The 21086-nt window shown below is 33.7% G+C and carries 21 protein-coding genes and 1 pseudogene; 9 read left to right on the forward strand and 13 right to left on the reverse strand.

The window, feature by feature from the left end; genetic code table 11:
- The first annotated feature begins 14 nt into the window (after positions 1-14).
- Positions 15-710 carry a hypothetical protein gene (locus tag A0O34_RS01355; RefSeq protein ID WP_082891073.1) on the forward strand — a complete coding sequence of 232 codons (696 nt, stop codon included), beginning with the start codon at positions 15-17 and terminating at the stop codon, positions 708-710.
- A gap of 114 nt (positions 711-824) precedes the next feature.
- Here A0O34_RS01355 and A0O34_RS01360 read toward each other — a convergent pair whose 3' ends face one another.
- The 4 genes and pseudogenes from A0O34_RS01360 to A0O34_RS01375 all read right to left on the reverse strand — a co-directional run bounded on the left by A0O34_RS01360 (position 825) and on the right by A0O34_RS01375 (position 3727).
- On the reverse strand, positions 825-1529 hold the full coding sequence (locus A0O34_RS01360; RefSeq protein WP_066750388.1) for a class I SAM-dependent methyltransferase: 705 nt from the start codon (positions 1527-1529) through the stop codon (positions 825-827).
- Between the two features lie 81 nt (positions 1530-1610).
- Positions 1611-2621 (reverse strand): annotated as a pseudogene (gene glsA / locus A0O34_RS01365) (glutaminase A).
- Between the two features lie 14 nt (positions 2622-2635).
- Positions 2636-3181 (reverse strand): hypothetical protein, encoded by a 546-nt coding sequence (locus A0O34_RS01370; RefSeq protein WP_066759403.1) that lies wholly within the window; start codon positions 3179-3181, stop codon positions 2636-2638.
- Positions 3182-3295: 114 nt separating this feature from the next.
- Complete coding sequence (locus A0O34_RS01375; RefSeq protein WP_082891074.1) at positions 3296-3727, reverse strand: hypothetical protein; 432 nt, start codon at positions 3725-3727, stop codon at positions 3296-3298.
- Between the two features lie 182 nt (positions 3728-3909).
- On the opposite strand from A0O34_RS01375, the gene A0O34_RS01380 reads away from it, so the two are divergent.
- The 3 genes from A0O34_RS01380 (at position 3910) to A0O34_RS01390 (ending at position 7279) form a co-directional block, all read left to right on the forward strand.
- Positions 3910-5052 carry a vWA domain-containing protein gene (locus A0O34_RS01380; protein ID WP_066750390.1) on the forward strand — a complete coding sequence of 381 codons (1143 nt, stop codon included), beginning with the start codon at positions 3910-3912 and terminating at the stop codon, positions 5050-5052.
- A gap of 228 nt (positions 5053-5280) precedes the next feature.
- Positions 5281-6735, forward strand: a complete 1455-nt coding sequence (locus tag A0O34_RS01385; protein WP_066750392.1) for a sigma 54-interacting transcriptional regulator — start codon at positions 5281-5283, stop codon at positions 6733-6735.
- A 193-nt stretch (positions 6736-6928) separates the two neighbouring features.
- On the forward strand, positions 6929-7279 hold the full coding sequence (locus A0O34_RS01390; protein ID WP_157885930.1) for a hypothetical protein: 351 nt from the start codon (positions 6929-6931) through the stop codon (positions 7277-7279).
- 86 nt (positions 7280-7365) lie between these two features.
- Here the strand turns inward: A0O34_RS01390 and A0O34_RS01395 are convergent, their stop codons facing one another.
- The 4 genes from A0O34_RS01395 to A0O34_RS01410 form a co-directional block, all read right to left on the reverse strand.
- Positions 7366-8958: a transporter gene (locus tag A0O34_RS01395; protein ID WP_066750395.1), complete on the reverse strand. Its 1593-nt coding sequence runs from the start codon at positions 8956-8958 to the stop codon at positions 7366-7368.
- Positions 8959-9060: 102 nt separating this feature from the next.
- Entirely contained in the window at positions 9061-10188 is a 1128-nt protein-coding gene (locus tag A0O34_RS01400) for an HlyD family secretion protein (RefSeq protein ID WP_066750397.1), read from the reverse strand.
- Between the two features lie 24 nt (positions 10189-10212).
- Entirely contained in the window at positions 10213-11523 is a 1311-nt protein-coding gene (locus A0O34_RS01405) for a TolC family protein (protein ID WP_066750407.1), read from the reverse strand.
- Positions 11524-11612: 89 nt separating this feature from the next.
- Entirely contained in the window at positions 11613-12458 is an 846-nt protein-coding gene (locus tag A0O34_RS01410; protein WP_066750409.1) for a helix-turn-helix domain-containing protein, read from the reverse strand.
- A 70-nt stretch (positions 12459-12528) separates the two neighbouring features.
- Here A0O34_RS01410 and A0O34_RS01415 point away from each other — a divergent pair, with 70 nt between their 5' ends.
- Positions 12529-13002 (forward strand): Mpo1 family 2-hydroxy fatty acid dioxygenase, encoded by a 474-nt coding sequence (locus A0O34_RS01415; protein WP_066750411.1) that lies wholly within the window; start codon positions 12529-12531, stop codon positions 13000-13002.
- A gap of 80 nt (positions 13003-13082) precedes the next feature.
- Here the strand turns inward: A0O34_RS01415 and A0O34_RS01420 are convergent, their stop codons facing one another.
- Entirely contained in the window at positions 13083-14150 is a 1068-nt protein-coding gene (locus A0O34_RS01420; protein WP_066750419.1) for a DUF2891 domain-containing protein, read from the reverse strand.
- A 159-nt stretch (positions 14151-14309) separates the two neighbouring features.
- On the opposite strand from A0O34_RS01420, the gene A0O34_RS01425 reads away from it, so the two are divergent.
- On the forward strand, positions 14310-15194 hold the full coding sequence (locus tag A0O34_RS01425) for a DUF4349 domain-containing protein (RefSeq protein WP_066750421.1): 885 nt from the start codon (positions 14310-14312) through the stop codon (positions 15192-15194).
- 53 nt (positions 15195-15247) lie between these two features.
- On the opposite strand, the gene A0O34_RS01430 is transcribed toward A0O34_RS01425, so the two are convergent.
- From A0O34_RS01430 to dnaA, 4 genes are all read right to left on the reverse strand, one after another.
- Complete coding sequence (locus tag A0O34_RS01430) at positions 15248-15625, reverse strand: hypothetical protein (protein ID WP_066750423.1); 378 nt, start codon at positions 15623-15625, stop codon at positions 15248-15250.
- Between the two features lie 72 nt (positions 15626-15697).
- Positions 15698-16396 carry an SAM-dependent methyltransferase gene (locus A0O34_RS01435; protein WP_066750425.1) on the reverse strand — a complete coding sequence of 233 codons (699 nt, stop codon included), beginning with the start codon at positions 16394-16396 and terminating at the stop codon, positions 15698-15700.
- A 39-nt stretch (positions 16397-16435) separates the two neighbouring features.
- Entirely contained in the window at positions 16436-16891 is a 456-nt protein-coding gene (locus A0O34_RS01440) for a low molecular weight protein-tyrosine-phosphatase (RefSeq protein WP_066750427.1), read from the reverse strand.
- Between the two features lie 117 nt (positions 16892-17008).
- Positions 17009-18463: a chromosomal replication initiator protein DnaA gene (gene dnaA / locus A0O34_RS01445; RefSeq protein ID WP_066750430.1), complete on the reverse strand. Its 1455-nt coding sequence runs from the start codon at positions 18461-18463 to the stop codon at positions 17009-17011.
- 135 nt (positions 18464-18598) lie between these two features.
- Between dnaA and A0O34_RS01450 the strand changes: the two genes are divergently transcribed.
- From A0O34_RS01450 to A0O34_RS01460, 3 genes are all read left to right on the forward strand, one after another.
- The gene (locus A0O34_RS01450; protein WP_066750433.1) at positions 18599-19009 is read left to right on the forward strand and encodes an acyl-CoA thioesterase; all 411 of its coding nucleotides are present in this window, start codon (positions 18599-18601) and stop codon (positions 19007-19009) included.
- Positions 19010-19109: 100 nt separating this feature from the next.
- Positions 19110-19958, forward strand: coding sequence for a prephenate dehydratase (gene pheA / locus A0O34_RS01455; protein ID WP_066759408.1), 849 nt, complete (start codon positions 19110-19112; stop codon positions 19956-19958).
- A gap of 313 nt (positions 19959-20271) precedes the next feature.
- On the forward strand, positions 20272-21009 hold the full coding sequence (locus tag A0O34_RS01460; protein ID WP_066750442.1) for a hypothetical protein: 738 nt from the start codon (positions 20272-20274) through the stop codon (positions 21007-21009).
- Positions 21010-21086: the final 77 nt, after the last annotated feature.

A 21086-nucleotide genomic window follows, 5' to 3' on the forward strand; every position in this document is an offset into this window, starting at 1 on the left:
TAAAACTATATGAAATGGGCATTTTTGTGCCCATTTTTTTATTAATCATGGTAAATAAAAGTGTTTTAAGAAAACTATCAGACTACGAATTAAATAAGTACATAAAAGAAGGTAACCGCTTTACTCCCGAGGCAGTTCAAATGGCTTTTGAAATTCTTGAGGAAAGAGGACGAACTTTCACAACCGAAGAGAAAATCAGTATTCAAAATATCATTCAAAACAAAAAAGAATCTGAGGCTGCAAAAAAGAACGAAGAAATTGAAGACTGGAAAGATCATATTACCACAGATTCATCCGCCATCAGATTGTATTCAAGAGCATTACTTTTGAGTTCAAGTTTCTTTCTTGGAACTTTTTATGGAGCTTTTTTATTAAGTCTAAATTTTATAAAACTAAAAAAATATGCTTCAGCAGTCTTTACTATGTTTTTCGGAATCATCTACATTCCTTTTCAATACTATACTTACCGATTTTTAATCGGAAATGGCTTTGCAAACTCTTCGAGATATAGCCCCGAAATTCTTCCTTTAATTTTAGGACCTTTAATTTTAATTATAATTTGGGTAACAATGATGCCTAAAAGACTTGCATATAGAACGCAGTCATTCGTTTTCCCAGTAATTCTTGCAATTGCCATGCTGATTTTGATTTTCATCAATTATCAGGGATGGTTTTCAAGTTATTTTTTATTGAGATTTACTCAATTATAATATATAAATGTAGGAAAACGGTAATCTTCAACATTTTAAATAAGAAAGACGCATAGATTTATGCGTCTTTCTTGTTTTTATCCGTCATCGCGAAGAGTAATGACAAAAAACTAATTATTTCTTAGTCAATTTTGCTAAATAACAATCTTCGTCCTGCATTACTTTTTCAATGCTGAAACCATTATTTTCAGCAGCATTTTGGAAGGTATTAAAATCAAGATACAACCATTTTATAGGATCTTCTGATTCCCCTTTGTAATGAACGATATAATCTAACTCTCCGTAATATCCTGTCGCCGGAATTAAAACTCCTCCATCATCATCACGGTCAAACATATATAAAATATCGGTGCTGTCGATGAGGATTTGACCGTTTTCGTTTAATAAAGAATGAAGCTTTTTAAGGTAGATATCAATCTTCTCAAGACTTTCAAAGATTCCGGTTCCGTTCATTAATAATAAGATAGTATCAAAGGTCTGACCTGAAAAATCAAGGATGTTTTCACAAACTGTATTTTTGATTCCTCTTAATTGACCCACCTCAACAGATTTAGCTGAAATATCTAAAGCCAAGACATCTAAACCTCTTTCATTTTGAAGATATAATGAATGCGAACCTGCCCCTGCTCCAATATCCAAAACTTTTCCTTGAGATAATTCCAGCGCTTTTTGTTCAATATCATTCATCTCTTCAAAGTCTCTGAAAAGATATTCCACCGGAAGCTCGTCCAACTCAGAAATTGAAGTTTCAGTCTGCAAATCTTCAGGATTTTCGTTGTGAAAATAATCCCAGATTGCTTTACCCATTAAATCTTTCATGTCATATTTTAATACAGCAAAGATAAGGTTTTGAGAAGGAAAAATGAAGGTCAACTAGAAGACAATATTCTGAAATATTATTTAAAATACACTCAAATCATATTGTTTAACCAAGTCTAAAATCATGTGATAACCTGCTAGAGAATTTCCATGTTGATCTAAAGCCGGACTGAAAACACCAATCCCCATTTTTCCGGGAACAGATACCGTGATTCCACCTCCAACACCAGATTTGCTTGGTAAACCTACATTTCGAGAATATTCTCCACTGAATTCATACATCCCAGCCGTCAGCATTTGTGATTCAACTAATTTTGCGATGTCCTTATTTTTATGCGTAGAATCTCCGTCAAATCGTACACATTGATTAGCAAAGAAGTAGCCTATTTTAGCCAAATCTTCAGTATTCAACTCAATAGAACATTGTTTGAAATAATTATCCAATTGATCCTCATTTCCAGAAATCAATCCATTATTTTTCATCAGATAAAACATTCCTCGGTTACGATTTCAAGTAGATTTTTCAGATTCATAAACAGATTTGCTGTAATCAATTGTTTGATTTTTGGTAATATACCTTACCATATCCAAAATTTTAAGAAACGGTTTTTCACCATCTCCGGCAATTAAAGAAGTCGTAAGAATAGCACCCGCATTCATCATAGGATTAAGCGGCTTTCCTATTGTTTCAAGATTAGAAAAATGATTAAAAGGTTTATCAGATCCAAAATATCCCATTTTATCAAAAACATTTGCTTCTCCCCTTTCGTTCACAGCAACCATTAATGCAATAATTTTAGAAATACTTTGCATCGTAAACTTCTTCTGAACATCACCTGTATTAAAAACTTTACCATTTTTATCTACAACCGAAAAAGCAATCGCTTTGGCGTCCATTTTACCTAGTTCAGGAATATAATCAGCAACTTTACCTTTCGTATAATACGCCCTGTTTTGTTCGAGAATACTGTTTAATGTTTTTTCCGAAATCGTTGAAATATCTGCTGTTTTCTGAGCATATATCACCGTATTTAAAGAAAGAAAAGCTGCAACAAGAATTCCTTTTGCAGATAAAAAGCTGTTTTTTTTCATATTGAATATAATCTCTATTTTACTTTTTCTAAAAGATATAATTTAGCCCCGGAAAATGCCAATTTAGGCATCAGATTACCTTCCAGAACCATTGTTTTATTATTGACATCAATCACGGAGATGTAGTTATTGGAATTGTATTCTATATAATTTTCCTTTTCTTTCGTTATAGGATTTTTTCCGAATTCTAAAGAGTATTTCACCCAATCTTCCTTCTCAGAACTACAATGAACGGGTTGAAATTTAGATCTCTTAGCCTTGAAAATAATCTGATCGAAGCTATCTGTACAGTCTGATGTAAATGAACTTTCAGGATTTTGATCTTTTGTAAAGTCTTCAAAAGAGCCATGGTAAACTCCTACGACCTTCCAAGTTCCATCAAGACGGTCTTCATCAATTTTTCCGTTGGCTTTACGAACTGCCCAGCTAATTCCGTTGACTGTTCCTTTTACGGCTTTGTAGCTTACATTTACAGCTCCTTTAACCACTTTTGCAGCAGTAGATACCACACAAGAGTTTAATACTAGAAGAGCTGAAACCAGAAATACTATTTTTTTCATCATCGAATTTTTATTGTTTACAAATATAATTAATTAAAATTTTCATAAATATTATATTCGAAATCTTTCATAAAGCATGCTCAGTAATAATAAAAAAACGGAGCTTATTTAAAACTACAGCCATTTATTCTCAAGAATCCAAACATGAGTATCTTTAATAAATTCCTCGCCATATACTGATATACCGGGAATTTTATTCTTATACTTTTTTATTGTTTCTGTCAAAAAATTATAAAAAACAGTTCCCATGATTAGCCGTTGTTCGTCTTTAGATAAGGGATGGTATCTGCCATCTATAAAAGGACGGATGATTTCTTCTTCAATTAATAAATCCATTCCTAATGCATTCTCATCTTTATAAAATCTTCTTTTTGGCTTCCATTCATACGCCTTGGGAAGGCAACGAAAACATACCCATAAATCAAAAGGAAGCTTATTTGTGTATTTTAAAAGTACATCCTGCTCATAAGCATACAGCTCATCTCCTATCTCACTTACCCAACACCACTTGCCACTTGGTGTGTCAGAGGTTAAATCAATTTTCATAATTTAATTTTACATTGTACAACTATCAAATATAGTCTTATTCTACAAGTCTATTTAATTGAAAAATCTCACGAATGTTATACTCTCATTCTTATCACCATCATTACTATTTTCTATTTTCCACAGATAATCTTGCAAAAATATTTCCATAACTTGTAGTGTTTTAAACAGCATCATATCTTATGACAAATAAAGATTTTAATTATCAAAAAGGATATACTTTCAGTAAACATATTCCGGAAGATATATCACCTTTTGATCGGGTATTTGATATTTTCAAAGATTTACTGACGCATACTTCTGGTGATATTGAGGAAGCTTTTGAGTGGCTCGATATGCTTGATAAAGAATATAACATTTTCAATGATGAATATACTCTTGAAGATTTTGAAGCAGACTTAAAAAAACGCGGATACATTAAAGAGGAAGAAGATTCTAAAGACGGTAATTCAGGATCAGGAAAAGGTAAAAATATACTGACCGCCAAACTTGAAGCCGCTTTGCGTGAGTATGCATTAGATCAAATTTTCGGAAAACTCAAAAAAAGCGGTGTAGGAAACCATCGCACCACAAAAACAGGAGTCGGTGATGAGCATGATGGCGAAAACCGTAATTTCCAATATGGAGATGATCTTTCTTTGGTAAACATGACCGAAAGTCTAAAAAATGCCCAGATCAATAACGGAATTTCAGACTTACGATTGACAGAAGACGATCTTATTGTAGAGGAAACCAAGCATAAGGCGCAAATGAGTACTGTGTTGATGATCGACATCAGTCACTCCATGATTTTGTATGGTGAAGACCGCATCACGCCTGCCAAAAAAGTAGCTATGGCATTGGTGGAATTAATCAAACGAAAATATCCAAAAGATTCCATTGATATTATTGTTTTTGGAAATGAAGCATGGCCAATCAAAATCAAAGATCTACCCTATTTGCAAGTCGGGCCTTATCATACCAACACTGTTGCCGGGTTGGAATTGGCAATGGATATTCTTCGCAGAAAAAGAAATACCAACAAACAAATTTTCATGATCACTGACGGGAAACCAAGTTGTATTAAGCTTCCTACCGGAGAATTTTACATGAATAGTGTCGGTTTAGATGAAAAAATTGTTAACCAATGTCTCAACAAAGCAGCAGAAGCAAGAAAACTTAAAATTCCGATCACCACATTTATGATTGCACAAGATCCCTATCTTCGTCAGTTTGTAAATGCATTTACTGCTCAAAATCAAGGAAAAGCCTTTTTAACAGGTCTTTCCGGTTTGGGAGAAATGATTTTTGAAGATTACGAAAAAAACAGAATAAAGAGAATTTAAATAAAGGCTGAATGTTGGAAGCTTGAAGATAGAAATTGATACACTTTACAACGAACCACGAAGTGGTTCAATAATATTAGCCTCGGGTACAACCCGGGGAAATAAAAAATCAAAAACAAACATTAAATATCATCCCCAAAACATCAACTATCAACTATCAACTATCAACTATCAACTATCAAAATTAAACCCTCCTCCATCCAACCCTCAGAAATAATAAAATTTAAAATGAAAAACGATATTACATTTAAAGAATTAAAAAAATCAGGATACCAAGATAAAACGATTAACGAAGAAATTCAGGCTAATTTAATTACAAAAATTAAAGCTAAAGAACCTGTATTTGAAGGACTTTGGGGTTATGAAGATTCGGTGGTTCCTCAATTGAAGAAAGCTATTCTTGCTGGACATCACATTAATTTATTAGGTTTACGCGGACAGGCAAAAACCAGAATTGCCAGAAGTATGGTAAGTCTTCTTGATGAATATATGCCGATCGTAAAAGGTTCTGAAATCAATGACAGTCCATTTCACCCGATTTCAAAATATTCAAGAGATCTTATCGCCGAACATGGTGATGAAACTCCGATTTCTTGGGTACACCGTTCAAACCGTTTCTTTGAGAAACTGGCAACACCAGATGTGAACGTTGCCGATTTAATTGGTGACATCGATCCTATCAAAGCAGCAACGTTAAAACTCCCTTATTCCGATGAACGTGTTTTACATTACGGAATGATTCCACGCGCCAACCGTTCTATATTTGTTTTGAATGAATTACCCGATTTACAGGCTAGAATTCAGGTTTCTTTGTTTAATATTTTACAGGAAGGTGATATTCAGATCCGCGGATTTCAATTGAGAATGCCTCTTGATATTCAGTTTGTCTTTACAGCAAATCCGGAAGATTATACCAATCGTGGAAGTATTGTTACTCCTTTGAAAGACAGAATTGGGTCACAAATTTTCACTCACTATCCAAAAACAATTGCTCTTGCCCGACAAATTACGGAACAGGAAGCGGCCATTTCAACTCAGGATAAATCACAGATACAGATTCCTAGTTTAGCGAAAGATCTTTTGGAACAGGTTGCTTTTGTAGCCCGTGACAGTGAATATGTTGATGCGAAAAGCGGCGTAAGCGCACGACTTACCATCAGTGCAATGGAAAATCTAGTAGCTGCGGCAAAATTAAGATTAATTGAATCAGATGCAGAAAAAACTACGGTTCGTTTGCTTGATTTCATGTCGATTATTCCATCAATTACAGGAAAAATTGAGCTTGTTTATGAAGGCGAACAAGAAGGTGCAGATTATGTAGCTAAAATACTGATTGACAAAGCAGTCATGATACAATTTGAAAACCTTTTCCCACGTATTTCTAAACTAGAAAAAGACGGAATTAAAAATCCATACACTGATTTAATTAAATGGTTCAACAAAAATCATCTTGAACTAAATTATACTGATACAGACGAAGAATTCTATGGCAAACTTAACAGCATCAAGCCTTTAGTGGAAGTTGTTGAGGAAAATACTTCAGAACTAAGTATTGAAGATCAAAACTTCTGTAAAGAATTAGTTCTATGGGCATTAACGATCAGTAAAAAATTAGATAAAGCCGAAAATCAAAACACTTTCACATTTGATTCTACAGGAATTGGTCAGTTTTTACGTAATTAAGGTTAAAAATATATAACTTAAAAGTTTGTTTCAAGTATTTTGGAACAAACTTTTATTTTAATTACCTTAGGTGATATCAATAAATCTAAACCTAACAGGTTTTTGAAACCTCTTAGGTTTGACATATGGATAAAAAAATTAACGTTTAAAATATTCTTTAAAAGTCTTTTAATGAAGAAAGCTAAATATTAAAATGAATACATGGACACCAATTCCTCTTGAGGAACTGTATGAAAACATTCACAAATACGAAGTGGAATTACACGGTAAATTCTGGAATTTCTGGCAATTAATAAAAATAGATCCTATAAAATGGAAAGAGGAAGAATATGGAGATGAAGGGGGTGGTTTTTGGGTGGTTGCAATTTGTGGTAAGAAAGTGGTATGGTATAATGATATTGAAGAAGGTTTCAACATTTCAAACTATACAAAATGGGGCAAAATAGACGAATATTACTGCAATCAAGATGAAATAAATATTGCTGTATTAAGAATGTATGAACTCATTACATTTGGTGGAAATACAATAGGCCAAGCGAGATAATTACACCTTTCTTGATTTAATCCTTAAAAAAGTAAAACCCCACTTTACAATAAAATGGAGTTTTACAAGTGAAAAACAAGGTATCTTTATATCGCAGGCCCGGCTGCGTCTTTTATATCTTCTATTAATCTTTTTCGTTCTCTTAATCTTCTTCTTGCAATCACCGATTTTCCGCTCAGCATTCTTACGAATCGGACATATGTAAACTGTTCTCTTCCAAAATGATGGGTGATAATGTAAGTCAGCACCACAAACCCTGCAAGAATAATATATCCGAATAGCTTTTTATTGGCGGCAATAATTGCATTCAACTGAATAGCTTTCATATTGGCGGCTACATTTTGTGGACTTATCGTCATTCCATCCATATAAACTGCCAAATCTCCAACCGCAACGATCTGAAAACGATATTGAAACCAAGAATATAAGGCTGAGAAAAATCCAACCGCAAAAAACGTTCTCCAAACCAATACTAATCCGATGGCGGCCAACATATCATCCAATTCCAATTTATCCAACGTATAAAACCAAACTGAGATGAATAGCGAACCCATTCCATATCCTTTCAAAAACATCGGCAAATACCATCCGTCATAACTGAATTCTAAGACCATCGAAAAGTACATGATAATTACATAGCCCATCATTGCTGAAAAGCCTGAAAAGATGAACATCTTCAACGGAATTTCTTTTTTAAACCAAAATATTGCCGTTACTCCCGCTAAAACCAATCCTGGAATCATTAATAAATTCAATCTTGCATTCGTTAATTGATCATAGCCCAAAACTCCTACGGCAAATGTATTTTGAATAGAAGTTGTTCCTAAAAACATCCCTAAACACATCAACATAAATAAACCGTGCTGAACATTGTTTTTTGAAAATATGGTGAAAGACAAATAAGGTCTTTTTAAGGTTAATTGTCTCAATACCAACGAAGAAAAACTCACAAAAGCAGCTATACTGGCATTAATAATTTTACTTGAATTCAACCAATCCTGCTGTTTCCCGAAAGAGAAAACATACGCTGAAAACATGAACGTTGAAACGAAAAGTAAAATACTCAGCCAATCAATATAATGCAACGGAATTTTTAAAGCAAAGTATTTATCGTGCATAAAAATCCAGTGTAAAAGCGCCAAAATAAAACAGAGAACCGATATTAAAATATAGAATTGCTGCCAATTATATTGAATCGAAACTTCCACCGCATAATACGCTGCTACTTGATTCATTACTAAAACGAACGTATAAAATGCTCCATAAAACATTCCTCTGTTACCGATCATCGCCATTAATGGTAAGAACAATTCTATGGTAACCATCATTTTTAGAAATCCGATAACTAAAGAAGTAAAAATAAAGATCATTGGATCAATAGTCGTAGCATTCAGATAACTTAATAAGCCCAAAAGAACCAATAAAACAATCATTTTATCACGAACTTTAAACCTCATTTTCATTCTCATAACAATCGGCATACACGCTCCCATTCCAATCGTTGTGGCATAATTTGCCCACATGAAATATTCCGTCATAGCACCGGTACCGCTCACTAGATAACTGATATTTCCCGTGAACACTCCACCCAATGGCATCACTACGGCAAGCAGCAATACAATCAGCAAAAGCTGTATGGGTTTTGGTACCCAATCGTGATATAGTCCTTTGTTATACATGTTTTTAGATATTTAAAAGTTTGAAGTTTGATGATGGAAGCCGGAAGTTTTTTCAAGCTGCATAAACTCACTTCTTTCTGCATCCAGCTTCCAACTAAAAACCTATTTATTAATACTGATATTCATATTCATCCCCGCGCTCAGTTTAGCAATATCTTCTTTTTTATTAGAATCCGTAAATTCGATTCTTACAGGAATTCTTTGCTGAACTTTAATGAAGTTTCCGGTAGAATTATCCGTCGGCACACTTGAATATCTTGATCCTGTTGCTGCTGAAACTGCCGTTACAATTCCTTCAAATTGTTGTCCACCCAAAGCATCTGCTGTCATCACCATTTTCTCTCCAATCTTAATATTAGGCATCTGACTTTCTAAGAAGTTGGCGGTTACCCATTTTTGACCGTTCAGAACAATCGTTGCAACTTGCTGACCTGGTTGAATTAATTGTCCTTCTGAAATCGTTCTTCTTCCCATCACGCCATCGTAAGGCGCGATAATTACGGTATAAGAAAGGTTGATTTTAGCCATATCCAAAGCTGATTTCGTTCTTTTAATCTCAGCATCATTGATTCCTAATTTGCTCTTCACTTCCGTTGTTGAAAGATTAGCAGATTGTTTTTGATTAACAAACGTTTCATACGCTGCTTTTTGAGCATCATATTCCGTTTTTACCTGATCGTATTGTTGTCTTGTTACCGCTTCTGCAGTTAAAAGATTTTTATATCTTGTTAAATTTTGCTCAGCATTCCAAAGTCTGGCTTTTGCTCCTGCAATATTAGATTCCATAACACTTACGTTATTGGAAACAGTGTTTACTGAAGAAGAAGTTGCTGAACGTTGTGCCAACGCATTTTGATATGCTGCTTCCGCCTGGCCTAATTGGGTTATAATCTCACGATCATCCAGAATAGCAAGAGTATCTCCTTTTTTTACAGGTTGATGTTCAATGAATTTTATTTCTTTAATATATGCCGAAACTCTCGTATTGATTGGGTTGATAAACTCCTCAACCTGAGCAGCTTCTGTATATGTTTTATCTCCGATATGAAAATATTCACGAACCAGCCAAAACAGTCCGAAACCGATCAGTAAAAAAACAATCGTGTTTGAAATAATCGCTCTTATCTTATTCTTTTTATTTTCTTTCTTTTTTTGAGCAGCACTTGGTTTTTCAGGAGCCTGAACCGTTTGTGGCGCTATATTTTGAGTATTTTGTTCCTTGTTTTCCATTGTTTGATTTTCAGTTTTAAAAAATTAAAGCGTTCCTGTAGATTTCAAAAGATTGTAATATTGATACAATACATTAATCTCTGCATTCGCAAAATCCAGTTCAGATTGTAGTTTTTGGTTTTGAGCATCGATCATTTCGGCTTGTACAGCCAACTGATTCAGATATTTAGCTTCTGTAATTTTGTAGTTTTCTTCAGCTAATAACTTAGCATCATTCAGAATATCAGCCTGTTGAATTGATTCCTGATATTTTACATATGCAGCATTCACTCCCATATCAATATTTTGCTGAACCAAAGTCATGGCATCATTAGCCTGATTTTTTTGCAGCTCTCCAAGCTTTACTCTTTCTTTTGTTTTATACAGATTATCAATATTATAACTCAAAGAAATACCGGTTTGCCAACCTCCGGAATACATATCCAGGACAGGATTTCTCGTCGTAATTGGTCTTTGCAAAGTATAACCTCCGAAACCTGCTATTGTAGGCATTTTATCTGTTTTAATAATCTCAATATTTTTATCGGCAACATCAATATTCGTCTTCGCAGATTTCATTTGTGGATTGCTGTTATGCGCTAAATCAAAATAATAATCCATCCCGATTCCTGATTCTTTGTTGTTTAAACTTTCAATCGGAATAATCTCAGTATCAGAAGATAAACCTAAGGCGATACTTAAATTATAATTAAGTATTTTTTTGTTGTTCGCCAACGTTAAAATTCCCTGATCTAAGTTTTTGATCGCCAATTCTCCACGAATCACTTCGTTTCGGGTAACCATTCCCTGCTGATAGAATTTTTGAATGTTTTTCAAACGTTCCTGAGCCAGTTTTTTGTTATTTTGAAAAACCGATTCTTGGTTTAAAATTTTATAAACGTCCAAATAATTAGAGATTACTAAAAACTTCACATCCTGTTTGTTTTTCTCTAAATCCAATTCTGATAATTGCTCACGAAGTCCGGCCAATTCAATAGACTTATTCACCAATCCACCTTTAAAGATCAGTTGAGTCGCTTGTACCGCGTAAGAGCTTCCGTAATGCGGCATCGGAATATTGGTAGAGTTTGAAAAATCTTTATCGATTGCCAAAACATTACCCAAATAAAACTGACTTGTAGAAGCCGTAATTGTAGGCAGCTTTTGCAGTTTTGTAACATTCGTATTTTGTTTCGCAATATCAATATTCTGTGCTGAAACTTTTAATTGCTGATGATTTTGTAGCGCCAGTTCGGCGACTTCATTCGCTGTCAGCTGTTTAATTTCTTGTGAAAAAAACAGCGCAGGAAATAGTGCTATCACGAGTGATAGAGCTGTTTTTATATTCTTAACCATTTTACCTTGTTTTACGAGTACAAAGTTACGGCAGTGATGAAGTCAAACAAATGTTTGAGAATTGGAAAAAGATGTTCAAATGTAAGATTTTAACTTTCGAACTGATTTCTATATTGGCTCGGACTTACCTCCAAATGTTTCTTAAAAAAGTGAGAAAATGAGTATTGATCGCTAAATCCCAAGATCGATGAAATCTCTGAAACAGGCTTTTTTGAAGAGTTCAAAAGCACTTTGGCTTCATTCATTACAATCACTGCGATGATCTGACTTGCCGACTTTCCTGTTATCGTCTTCACCACCGAAGAAAGATGTCTCGTTGTAATCGACTGCCGCTCGGCGTAGAACTCAACAGTTCGCTCTGTGAGATGGTGCTCTGCAAGATCTGTCAGGAAATTAAAAACAATCTCTTCCTGTCTCGACATTTGGCTCATAGAATTATTATCTTCCTTAGAAATAATTCCCGCCATTTGGTAACAAAACACTGAAAATAAATGTTCTACCATTTCTTTTTTGTACGTCATTTCGGTTGGAGAATCAAGAATATATTTCAGAAAGTTGACACTTTTCCAAACGACGTCCATTTCGTCCTGTTGAAAAGGAACGCCAATATTCATCTGTTGACGAAAATAACGATAGGTAATTAATCTATTGAATTTCAATGATAACGCAGAAATAAATTCTCGCTTATAAGAAACCATTCTTGATTGAAAATCATCACTTACAGAAACCATTTCGTAAATTGTTTGTGGATCGGTGACCATAAACATATTCTCAGAAAGCTCCAAATCACGAAAATGCTGTTTGAGCTTTATTGTTCCTGATTTAATAAAAATAAAAGCAGGGTTATCCGGACGAAAAGGCTTATCGGCAGAGATCCTTTCGAAAATATTATGTTGCGTAAAAATCTCTACTCCAAACTTTTCTAAGACAGACATAACACAAATGTAAGCAATATGCTCTGCGATTACAAAATTTTATTAATTTAGTATTTTCCAAATTCCTATTATGAGAAAGATTGATTTACTATTTGCAGAATATGCCGAAAGCCATAGAAACTCAACCAATAAGCTGATCCATTGGATCTGTGTTCCTTTGATTTTCTGGACGATTTTAGGGTTTATTTCTCTTATTCCGTCAATGTCAATTTGCTTCAGATATATTGGCTGTATCAGTTATGTAAGTCTTTTTGCGATGGTTTTAGTAACCATATTTTACATGAGACTTTCCTTTTTAATTGGCCTGATTATGCTTCTTGTAATGACTTTAATGGAGAGTTTCGCTTATGGAATTAATATTCGTTTTAAAGAAAATTCGTGGCTTGTATATCTTGCCGTTTTTATCGTCACTTGGATTTTACAGTTTGTAGGCCATAAAATTGAGGGTAAAAAACCGTCTTTCTTAAAAGATTTACAATTTCTCTTAGTCGGACCAATCTGGCTTTTAAGTTTTGTTCTTAAAAAACTGGGAATTAAGTATTAAAAATCTATTTTAGGTTGGAAGCTGGATGCAGGAAGATAGAAGTTTATGCCGTGTGAAAAACTTCCATCTTCAAGGCTTTTTTAATCTTCCAAAGCATAAACTGCAAAACTGGACAGCCAATGATCACCACCATAATTTCCTTGGAAAAGAAGTGGAAGTCCATTGTTTAAAAATACAGTTGCCGTTTTTTGGAATTCCTTTTTTAATGGATGATTATTGGGAAGAGATTTTGCAATTCCTTTCATACACCATGCTTTTGTAAAAGACAAACCAACCAAATGAACGGTTTGATAGTCAGACAAATCGCTTACGACAGGTATTTTTTCAATATTCTCTAAACTTCGTTTTTCGTAGAAATTATTTAACCATTTTACAAATTCTTGTTGAGGAAGAACTCTTCTCATTAAATCTGCAATTTCCAAACTTGGCGAGAAGAAATCTGAACCGTCGGGTTCCAAATAAGCAGGTGTTTTGGTATTATTTAAGTAAAAATATTTTGCCCTTTCTATTAATTGACTTTCAAAAGCTTTATCACCCGTTGCTCTAGCCCAATCGAGTGCAAAAACCATTGCAAAAGCAGTATTAGGATGAACTCCGGTTCTGTTTGGATACGTTTGCTTAGGCAAATAAGCCTTCCATGAACTTAAAATTTTGTCCGTTAAAGGTTTTAAATTCTGATGCCAGATTTTAGCTTTAGGATTATCCCAAGTCGCTAATTCTTCATCAAGCTTAAGCACCCAAGCCCAGCCGTAAGTTCTTTCAAATGTTGTGGTTAGCTCATATTTGGTGAAATAATCAGCTTCTGTCTGAAGATTTTCTTTTTGAAATGAGTTTTCAAGAATCTTTTCAATCTCTTTTGCATTCGCTAAATTAGGTTTTGTTTTCAGCAATCTAACCAACATCCAATGTCCGTGGACAGAGCTGTGCCAATCAAAACAGCCATAAAAACTGGGATGCAGGGCTTTTGGAGTCAACGGAACTTCCTTTTCATTATTAATGATATGTGCCGTTTTATTCGGGTATTCCTGATTGATGCAATGGATGGGTTTATCAGCCAATTTCATCGCCATTTCATCAGTAAGTTTTGGAACTTCCTGAGCGTACATCAAAAATGGAGAAAATATAAATGCTAAAAGACTCTTTTTCATTCAATAAAAATATAAAATAATTTGATTTTTTAATGACTTAAATAAACAAAAACCTCCAAAACCAAAATATTTTCATTAATTCTAGTCAATTATTAAAATTTTCACATCAAATTACAATCTTAAGCATAGTTTTTGATAAGAATTCATCAAAATTTATCCATGAGAAAATTATTGATCCCTTTATTTTGCCTTCTTCTTATTCATTGCAATAAACAGGAACCCATTCAAGTAAAAGCTGACTTAGTCGAAGTCCTTCAGGAAAAACCTTCTGATAAATATCTTCCTCCCCCACCACCAAAAGAAGAAATCTCTAAAAATTATGCACCAACAGCTAATGCGATATCGAATATAACAGAAAATAAATCTGAAAAAGACACAGATATTATTTCAAAGAAAGTAATCAAAAATGGCAATTTGATCATTCAGGTTGGGGATATTAAAAAAGCTCAGAATCAGACTACTGAAATTTTAAATAAAAACCAAGCTTACATTCAAAAAGAAGAATTCCGAAATATAGATACTGATGAAAATTTAAATTTGGTTATTCGTGTTCCACACAAGAATTTTGATGCATTGATCAACTCATTTTCTGACGGAATGGGTTCTGTTTTGTCTAAAAATATTTCGTCTGATGATGTTACAGAAGAATATACTGATGTTTCTATTAAACTCGCAAATAAGAAAATCTACCTTGAAAAGTATAGAGATATGCTTAAAAGTGCCGCAACAACAAAGGATATTCTTGAAATTCAGGAAAATATCCGCGAATTGGAAGATGAAATTGATGTTTCGGAAGGTCGACTTCGTTTCATAGATGACCGAGTGAATTACAGCACCTTGAATTTAAGTTTATATAAAGAAAAAGTGCGAAGTTCAGCTACTTCTAAAATTGGTTTTGGAAGCCGTTTTGGAGACTCAATTACAGAAGGCTGGAATAGTTTTATAAGCTTTGTGTTGGGAATTATTTCGTTTTGGCCGTTCTTTTTATTGATTCCATTAATTATTTTTCTTTGGAGAAGATGGAAAGCGAGAAGAAAAAAATAAACAAAAATCCGAATATTGATTAATATTCGGATTTTATATTTTTAGTTTAAAACTTAGGCATTAAAGTGATTTTTCACCGTTTCTAAAACCTGTTCATCAGACATTTGCTGTGCAGTATCCAATGTAATATCCAGATTTTTGAACTGAGCCGTATCATGTAGATAATGTTTCAATTCTTCCTGAATTTTTCCTGGGCCTGTAATATAAACCTCCTGAGAATTGGTTAATAAATGCTCTACTTCCTTAAAGAATTTCACTTTATTCGTTCTTTCAGCATTGTTTCCGGCGTTTTCACTTGAATTTCCATGTTGAATTTCCGCTTTTACCGGACTGCAAAGAAAAAACTTAAATGCATTTTGAGCATCATGATTTTTAACAACTACAGCTTTCTCACTGTCGATCCAAAGTCCTGCTAATTTTTTTTCAGACATAATTTAATTTTTTGATGTTATGCTGATTAATACACAAGAATGATGCAAAGCTTACGTTAACGCATGTTAAAGTTATTTACCTAAAACGAAAACGGCCGGAATTTTATGAAGTTCAGGTTTTTGTTTCTGCCATTCTTTTATCGTTTTTGTTTTGATAAATTCATGTTCAGGATCGTTGATATTGGCTGCGATACAAAGCTTTGTATTAGGAGAAAGAAACTTAGTTAAATCTTCAAAAAGCGCATTATTTCTGTAAGGTGTTTCCATAAAGATTTGTGAATATCCAGTTCGCTGAACTAAGCCTTCCAACTGTAAAATTTGCTTTTTCTTTTCGCCTTTTTCAATCGGTAAATATCCATTAAAACTAAATTCCTGTCCATTAAAACCACTTGAAATTAAAGCCAAAATAATCGATGAGGGCCCTGAAATTGGAACAACACGAATATTTTTTTCATGACACCATTTCACGATTAGGTTTCCAGGATCGGCGATACATGGAAGTCCGGCTTCGGAAAGCAGACCGAAATCCTGACCTTTCAACATTAATTCCTGAGCTTCTTTGATATCTTTATTTTCGGTGTATTTATCTAATAAAAACAGCTTTAAATCTGACTGCTTTTTTTCAGGTGCAAAAAATTTAACAACCTTTCTTGCGGTCTTTTCATTCTCAACAAAGAAATAATCCGTCTGCATGATATAATCTTTCAAAACAGGCGAAAAGTGAGTAATAGAAGTATTTTCAGATAAATAAGCCGGGAGTAAAAAAAGCATTTTTATTAGAATTATAAGTTATTAATTATGAGCTTGTTGCTAGTTGTTGGTTTTTAGTTGATTGAGAATTGCATCGCAACCCTTATCAAGCAATTGGAAAACGTTTTCGAAATCATTCATATCGCCCCAATATGGATCGGGAACTTCCGAATTTTTACGATCTGCTACATTCTCTAAAAATAATGAAATTTTTTGACGCTGTTCATCATTTTTAGTTTTTGAAATTACATCTTCATACACCCGATGATCCATGCAATAGATCTTATCAAAAGTTTCAAAATCTGAACTTACAATTGGTCTTGATTTTTGTCTTGAAATATCAACTCCATGGTTTTCAGCAGTTTTCACTGCTCTTTTATCAGGATGTTCACCTTCATGCATTGAAATTGTGCCTGCCGAATCTACAAAGAAATTTTCAGGAAGCTTTGTTTTCATAATTCCTTCTGCTAAAGGACTTCTGCAAATATTTCCCAGACAGACCATCAGTATTTTCATGCTATTGAATTTAAAGATTGAAAAAATTAAATGCTTACAATATTTTCTTCTGACAAAACTAAATAAAAAATGAAGAATAAAAATTATTCTTCATTTCCTTTATTTTAATTAAAAATATTAATGTTTGATTCTTTCCGCAAGATCCTTAACGTACTTTTTAACTTCCTTGTCGATCTTGGAAACATCTTTGATCGTATCACAGGCATACATTACGGTAGAGTGATCTTTTCCGCCCATTTCTTCACCAATTTTAGTGAATGTAGCGTTGGTAAGTTCTTTAGCAAAATACATCGCCAATTGTCTTGGAAGAGCGATCTCTCTTTTTCTTGTTTTAGATAAAAGCTGCTCTCTTTTGATTCCGAAATAATCACATACAACATCCTGAATATAAGGAATATTGATAATTTTCTTCTGGTTTGCAGCAATCTTATTAATTGTATCTTTTAATAATTCAAGGCTTAATTCAGATTTGTAAATCGTAGAATAAGCAATTACAGAATTAATAACTCCGATAAGCTCTCTAACGTTGGTTTTAGCTTCAGCAGCAAGGAAATCCAACATATCTTCTGTAAGAACAATCCCGTCTCTGCTTAATTTATCAACAATAATTTTCTTACGTGTCTGTAAATCCGGAGATTTTATTTCTGCAGAAAGTCCCCATTTGAAACGGGAAACAATTCTGTCCTGAATATCCATAATATCAACAGGAGCCTTATCAGAAGTAAGGATAATCTGTTTTCCATTTTGATGTAAATAGTCAAAAATGTGGAAGAAACTATCCTGAGTAGCAGATTTTCCAGAAAGGAACTGAATATCATCAATAATCAGAACATCCACCATCTGATAGAAGTTTGCAAATTCCGTTTGTTTGTGCGCTTTTGCCGCTGAAATAAACTGTTGAATGAATTTTTCAGAAGACAAATAAAGAACTACTTTATCAGGAAACTGACTTTTAACTTCAAGACCAACCGCCTGTCCTAAGTGCGTTTTCCCAACTCCATAACCTCCGTATAAAAACAAAGGGTTGAAAGCCGTTGCACCAGGTCTTTTTGCGATAGATCTTGCTACCGTTGCAGCAAATTTGTTACTTTCTCCTTCAACATAATTATCGAAAGAAAAATCAGCTTTTAAGTTAGAGTCAATGTTAATTTTCTTGATTCCAGGAACTACGAAAGGGTTTACAATATTCGAAGAAAAACCTTGAGGCATTGTTTCCTGCATTTTCGGAGTAGGAACGCTTTTCCCTTTCATATTCATTGTAACAGGCTTTTCTAAACCATTTGGTTTATTTTCCATTACAGAATACCATAATTTTACTCCTTTACCTATATTTTTTTTCAGGGCAGCAGAAAGTAAGGATAGGTAATTATCCTCAATATATTCCTTGTAAAAATCACTCGGAACCATCAATGTAAGGTTATTATCAACCAATGAAATTGGCTGCACCTTATCAAATAATAAGTCGAAAGATTTCTCAAGTTTTTTTAGATCAGAACTATCTTCAGCTGCGTTAAGATTGTCACGCATAAACTGAAGGCACCTCTGCCATATCATCATTAAATTGTCATCCATTTTTATGCCCCGATTAATTCTTGGTTAGTACTTTTTTTAGAAGGAAGACAAAGGTCGAATTTTTTATCTGATAAAAAAATTTTGGAGGTATTGATTATTTAAAAATATATTTGTATGTATAATTAAGCATTAAACATGATACATACAACACACACAATACGAGTGCGTTACGGAGAGACAGACCCTATGAAATACGTCTATTACGGTAACTACGCAGAATACTTTGAAATTGGCAGAGTTGAACTTTTCCGAAGCATAGGAATGTCATATGATGAGATTGAAAACCAGGGAATTTGGCTCCCCGTTTCGGAGTATAAAATTAAGTATTTGAAGCCTGCTTTGTATGATCAAGAATTAGAAATTCATACCTTCATAAAAAAAATTCCAGGGGTGAAAATTGAATTTTTTTACGAAATTTACAATGCGGAGCATATTAAAATCACCGAGGCGTCTACCACTTTATTCTTTTTAGATGCAAAAATGAATAAAATTATCAAGTGCCCGGATGCTCTTATGAAACTGATTGAAGAAAACTGGAAACCGTAGAATTTAGTTTAGGGTTTAGTAAAAACTTCGGGTTTAAATTTTTATTGCCATATTTGAACTTTGATTCAAAGAAATATAGAATTTAATTTATAAAAATATGATGAAGATTGCATTTTTGGGTCCCCATGCGAGTTTCACACAGCTTGCAACTGCTCAATTATTTCCAAATGAAGAACTTTTACCACAGGCTAACATTTTAGACTGTTTCAATGCAGTTGAAAAAGGGGAAGTAGACAAAGCGGTTGTTCCGTTAGAAAATTCAATTGAGGGTACAGTTTCTATGACGTTGGATTATTTATATAAGACCTCTTCGATAAAAATTGAAGCAGAAGCTGTAATGCCGATTGCTCACCATTTGATGATTCACCCTGACAATAACGCTAATGAAATCGAGAAAATTTATTCTCACCCACAAGCGTTGGCTCAGAGTTTTCATTTTTTGGACACGAATTATAAAGAGGTGCAAAGACAGGATTTTTCTTCCACTGCTGCAGCTGCAAAATATATTTCTGAACATCCTGAGCTTAAAAGAGCGGCAGTTGCCAATCAGTTTGCAGCCAATTTGTATGGATTGAAAATTATTAATCGAAATATTCAGGATTTTGAACAAAATCATACCCGATTTATTATAATATCAAAAGAACAGAATATTTACAATAATAATCAACTTGAAGTTATTGGCGAAAAATCAGGATTACTGATTACCTTGCCGGAAGATCATGCTGGAGGCCTGCATCAGGTATTGTCTGTTTTTGCATGGAGAAAAATGAATTTAAGCAAAATAGAATCCAGAACGTTAAAAACAGGTCTTGGAAATTATTTCTTCTTCATTAATGTTGCCGGAAAATGGGATGCCATCTTACACAAAAATGCACTGGAAGAATTAAAATCAATTAACGCAAATGTAGATTTTCTGGGAAATTATAAAGAATTTCTTCTGAAGAGTTAAAGTCATAAATTTTCTCATTTATAAGCAATACTGTCATATTTCATGACAGTATTATTTTTTTTCAATTAAAATAATTAACCATTTAGTGATTTATTAATTAAATTTTTTCAACCTAAAATAGAAATTCTATTTTTCACATTCGCATTAATAACCTAATTACATGTAATTTTTAAACAAAAACTAAACATATGATTAAAAATATTTTATTAATTACAAATTAACATTAAAAAATACCTAATTACGCGGGCATGATTTTTGCTTTAGAAAAGTTGAAAACTAACTGATTTAACCATAACTAATTAAATTTTTTAACATGAAAACTAAAATTTGTAGTGCAATTTTATCCTTAATTGCAATTAATGCTTTTTCACAAGTCGGAATCGGAACTCCAAATCCTTCAGCAATGCTCGATGTAAACGGGACAATGAAGCTAAGGTCTACTCCTGTTGCTCCAGCCCTCCCGGGATATCAAATTTTGGCATTAAACCAAAATAGTGGCGGTGACTTTCAGGTTGCTCAGGTAAACCCTCAGCTCATTATTGATGCAGCAGTGAATGCAATCAATACAACAAATGCTAATACAAGTGTATATTCTGCTAAGAAAACTGCAGGTATTAATTTATTAAGCTTATCTCTTTTCCCAAGTGGATTTAGAGCCGTAAATTTTCTACAGGCAGAGAGAACTTTAGGAACTGAATCATTATTCTCTGACACGGATAACACTTATACCATTCCTACAAGTGGTGTGTATGCAATTGGATTTTCTTTCCGATACGGAACAGGACTTCAGGCTGCTATTTTATCAAACTCTCCAGGAGTCGGAATTTTAAGAACACGCTCTGGAGTTGCAACTCTTATAGACAGCAGAACCTTCAGTGGAGCAAATCTTCTTTTATTAAGCTTAACGATCTCAGAAGCAAGTTTAAACTCTCTTTACACACTGCAAAGTGGTGATAAGATCTCGTTTGGACTTACAGGATCTTCTTTGCTTGATGTTGGGTTATTAGGCTCTAGTACAGGTTCTTTTTATATCTATAAAGTATCGAACTAAAATTTTACTTTCTTTAATCACTCTATAAAATTAGTCCATCGTACATTTTGTGCGATGGATTAATTCTTTGTAACGTC

Source organism: Chryseobacterium glaciei, assembly GCF_001648155.1.
Taxonomy (GTDB): Bacteria; Bacteroidota; Bacteroidia; order Flavobacteriales; family Weeksellaceae; genus Chryseobacterium; species Chryseobacterium glaciei.

Excerpts from the sequence above, each read along its gene's own strand:
- A0O34_RS01435 (WP_066750425.1), bottom strand. The coding sequence starts at position 16,396 with ATGCTTTTTTTACTCCCGGCTTATTTATCTGAAAATACTTCTATTACT.
- A0O34_RS01370 (WP_066759403.1), bottom strand. The coding sequence starts at position 3,181 with ATGAAAAAAATAGTATTTCTGGTTTCAGCTCTTCTAGTATTAAACTCT.
- A0O34_RS01440 (WP_066750427.1), bottom strand. The coding sequence starts at position 16,891 with ATGAAAATACTGATGGTCTGTCTGGGAAATATTTGCAGAAGTCCTTTA.
- A0O34_RS01390 (WP_157885930.1), top strand. The coding sequence starts at position 6,929 with ATGAATACATGGACACCAATTCCTCTTGAGGAACTGTATGAAAACATT.
- A0O34_RS01385 (WP_066750392.1), top strand. The coding sequence starts at position 5,281 with ATGAAAAACGATATTACATTTAAAGAATTAAAAAAATCAGGATACCAA.
- A0O34_RS01410 (WP_066750409.1), bottom strand. The coding sequence starts at position 12,458 with ATGTCTGTCTTAGAAAAGTTTGGAGTAGAGATTTTTACGCAACATAAT.
- dnaA (WP_066750430.1), bottom strand. The coding sequence starts at position 18,463 with ATGGATGACAATTTAATGATGATATGGCAGAGGTGCCTTCAGTTTATG.
- A0O34_RS01375 (WP_082891074.1), bottom strand. The coding sequence starts at position 3,727 with ATGAAAATTGATTTAACCTCTGACACACCAAGTGGCAAGTGGTGTTGG.
- A0O34_RS01420 (WP_066750419.1), bottom strand. The coding sequence starts at position 14,150 with ATGAAAAAGAGTCTTTTAGCATTTATATTTTCTCCATTTTTGATGTAC.
- A0O34_RS01355 (WP_082891073.1), top strand. The coding sequence starts at position 15 with ATGGGCATTTTTGTGCCCATTTTTTTATTAATCATGGTAAATAAAAGT.
- A0O34_RS01425 (WP_066750421.1), top strand. The coding sequence starts at position 14,310 with ATGAGAAAATTATTGATCCCTTTATTTTGCCTTCTTCTTATTCATTGC.
- A0O34_RS01395 (WP_066750395.1), bottom strand. The coding sequence starts at position 8,958 with ATGTATAACAAAGGACTATATCACGATTGGGTACCAAAACCCATACAG.
- A0O34_RS01360 (WP_066750388.1), bottom strand. The coding sequence starts at position 1,529 with ATGAAAGATTTAATGGGTAAAGCAATCTGGGATTATTTTCACAACGAA.
- A0O34_RS01400 (WP_066750397.1), bottom strand. The coding sequence starts at position 10,188 with ATGGAAAACAAGGAACAAAATACTCAAAATATAGCGCCACAAACGGTT.
- A0O34_RS01450 (WP_066750433.1), top strand. The coding sequence starts at position 18,599 with ATGATACATACAACACACACAATACGAGTGCGTTACGGAGAGACAGAC.
- A0O34_RS01415 (WP_066750411.1), top strand. The coding sequence starts at position 12,529 with ATGAGAAAGATTGATTTACTATTTGCAGAATATGCCGAAAGCCATAGA.
- A0O34_RS01405 (WP_066750407.1), bottom strand. The coding sequence starts at position 11,523 with ATGGTTAAGAATATAAAAACAGCTCTATCACTCGTGATAGCACTATTT.
- pheA (WP_066759408.1), top strand. The coding sequence starts at position 19,110 with ATGAAGATTGCATTTTTGGGTCCCCATGCGAGTTTCACACAGCTTGCA.
- A0O34_RS01460 (WP_066750442.1), top strand. The coding sequence starts at position 20,272 with ATGAAAACTAAAATTTGTAGTGCAATTTTATCCTTAATTGCAATTAAT.
- A0O34_RS01430 (WP_066750423.1), bottom strand. The coding sequence starts at position 15,625 with ATGTCTGAAAAAAAATTAGCAGGACTTTGGATCGACAGTGAGAAAGCT.
- A0O34_RS01380 (WP_066750390.1), top strand. The coding sequence starts at position 3,910 with ATGACAAATAAAGATTTTAATTATCAAAAAGGATATACTTTCAGTAAA.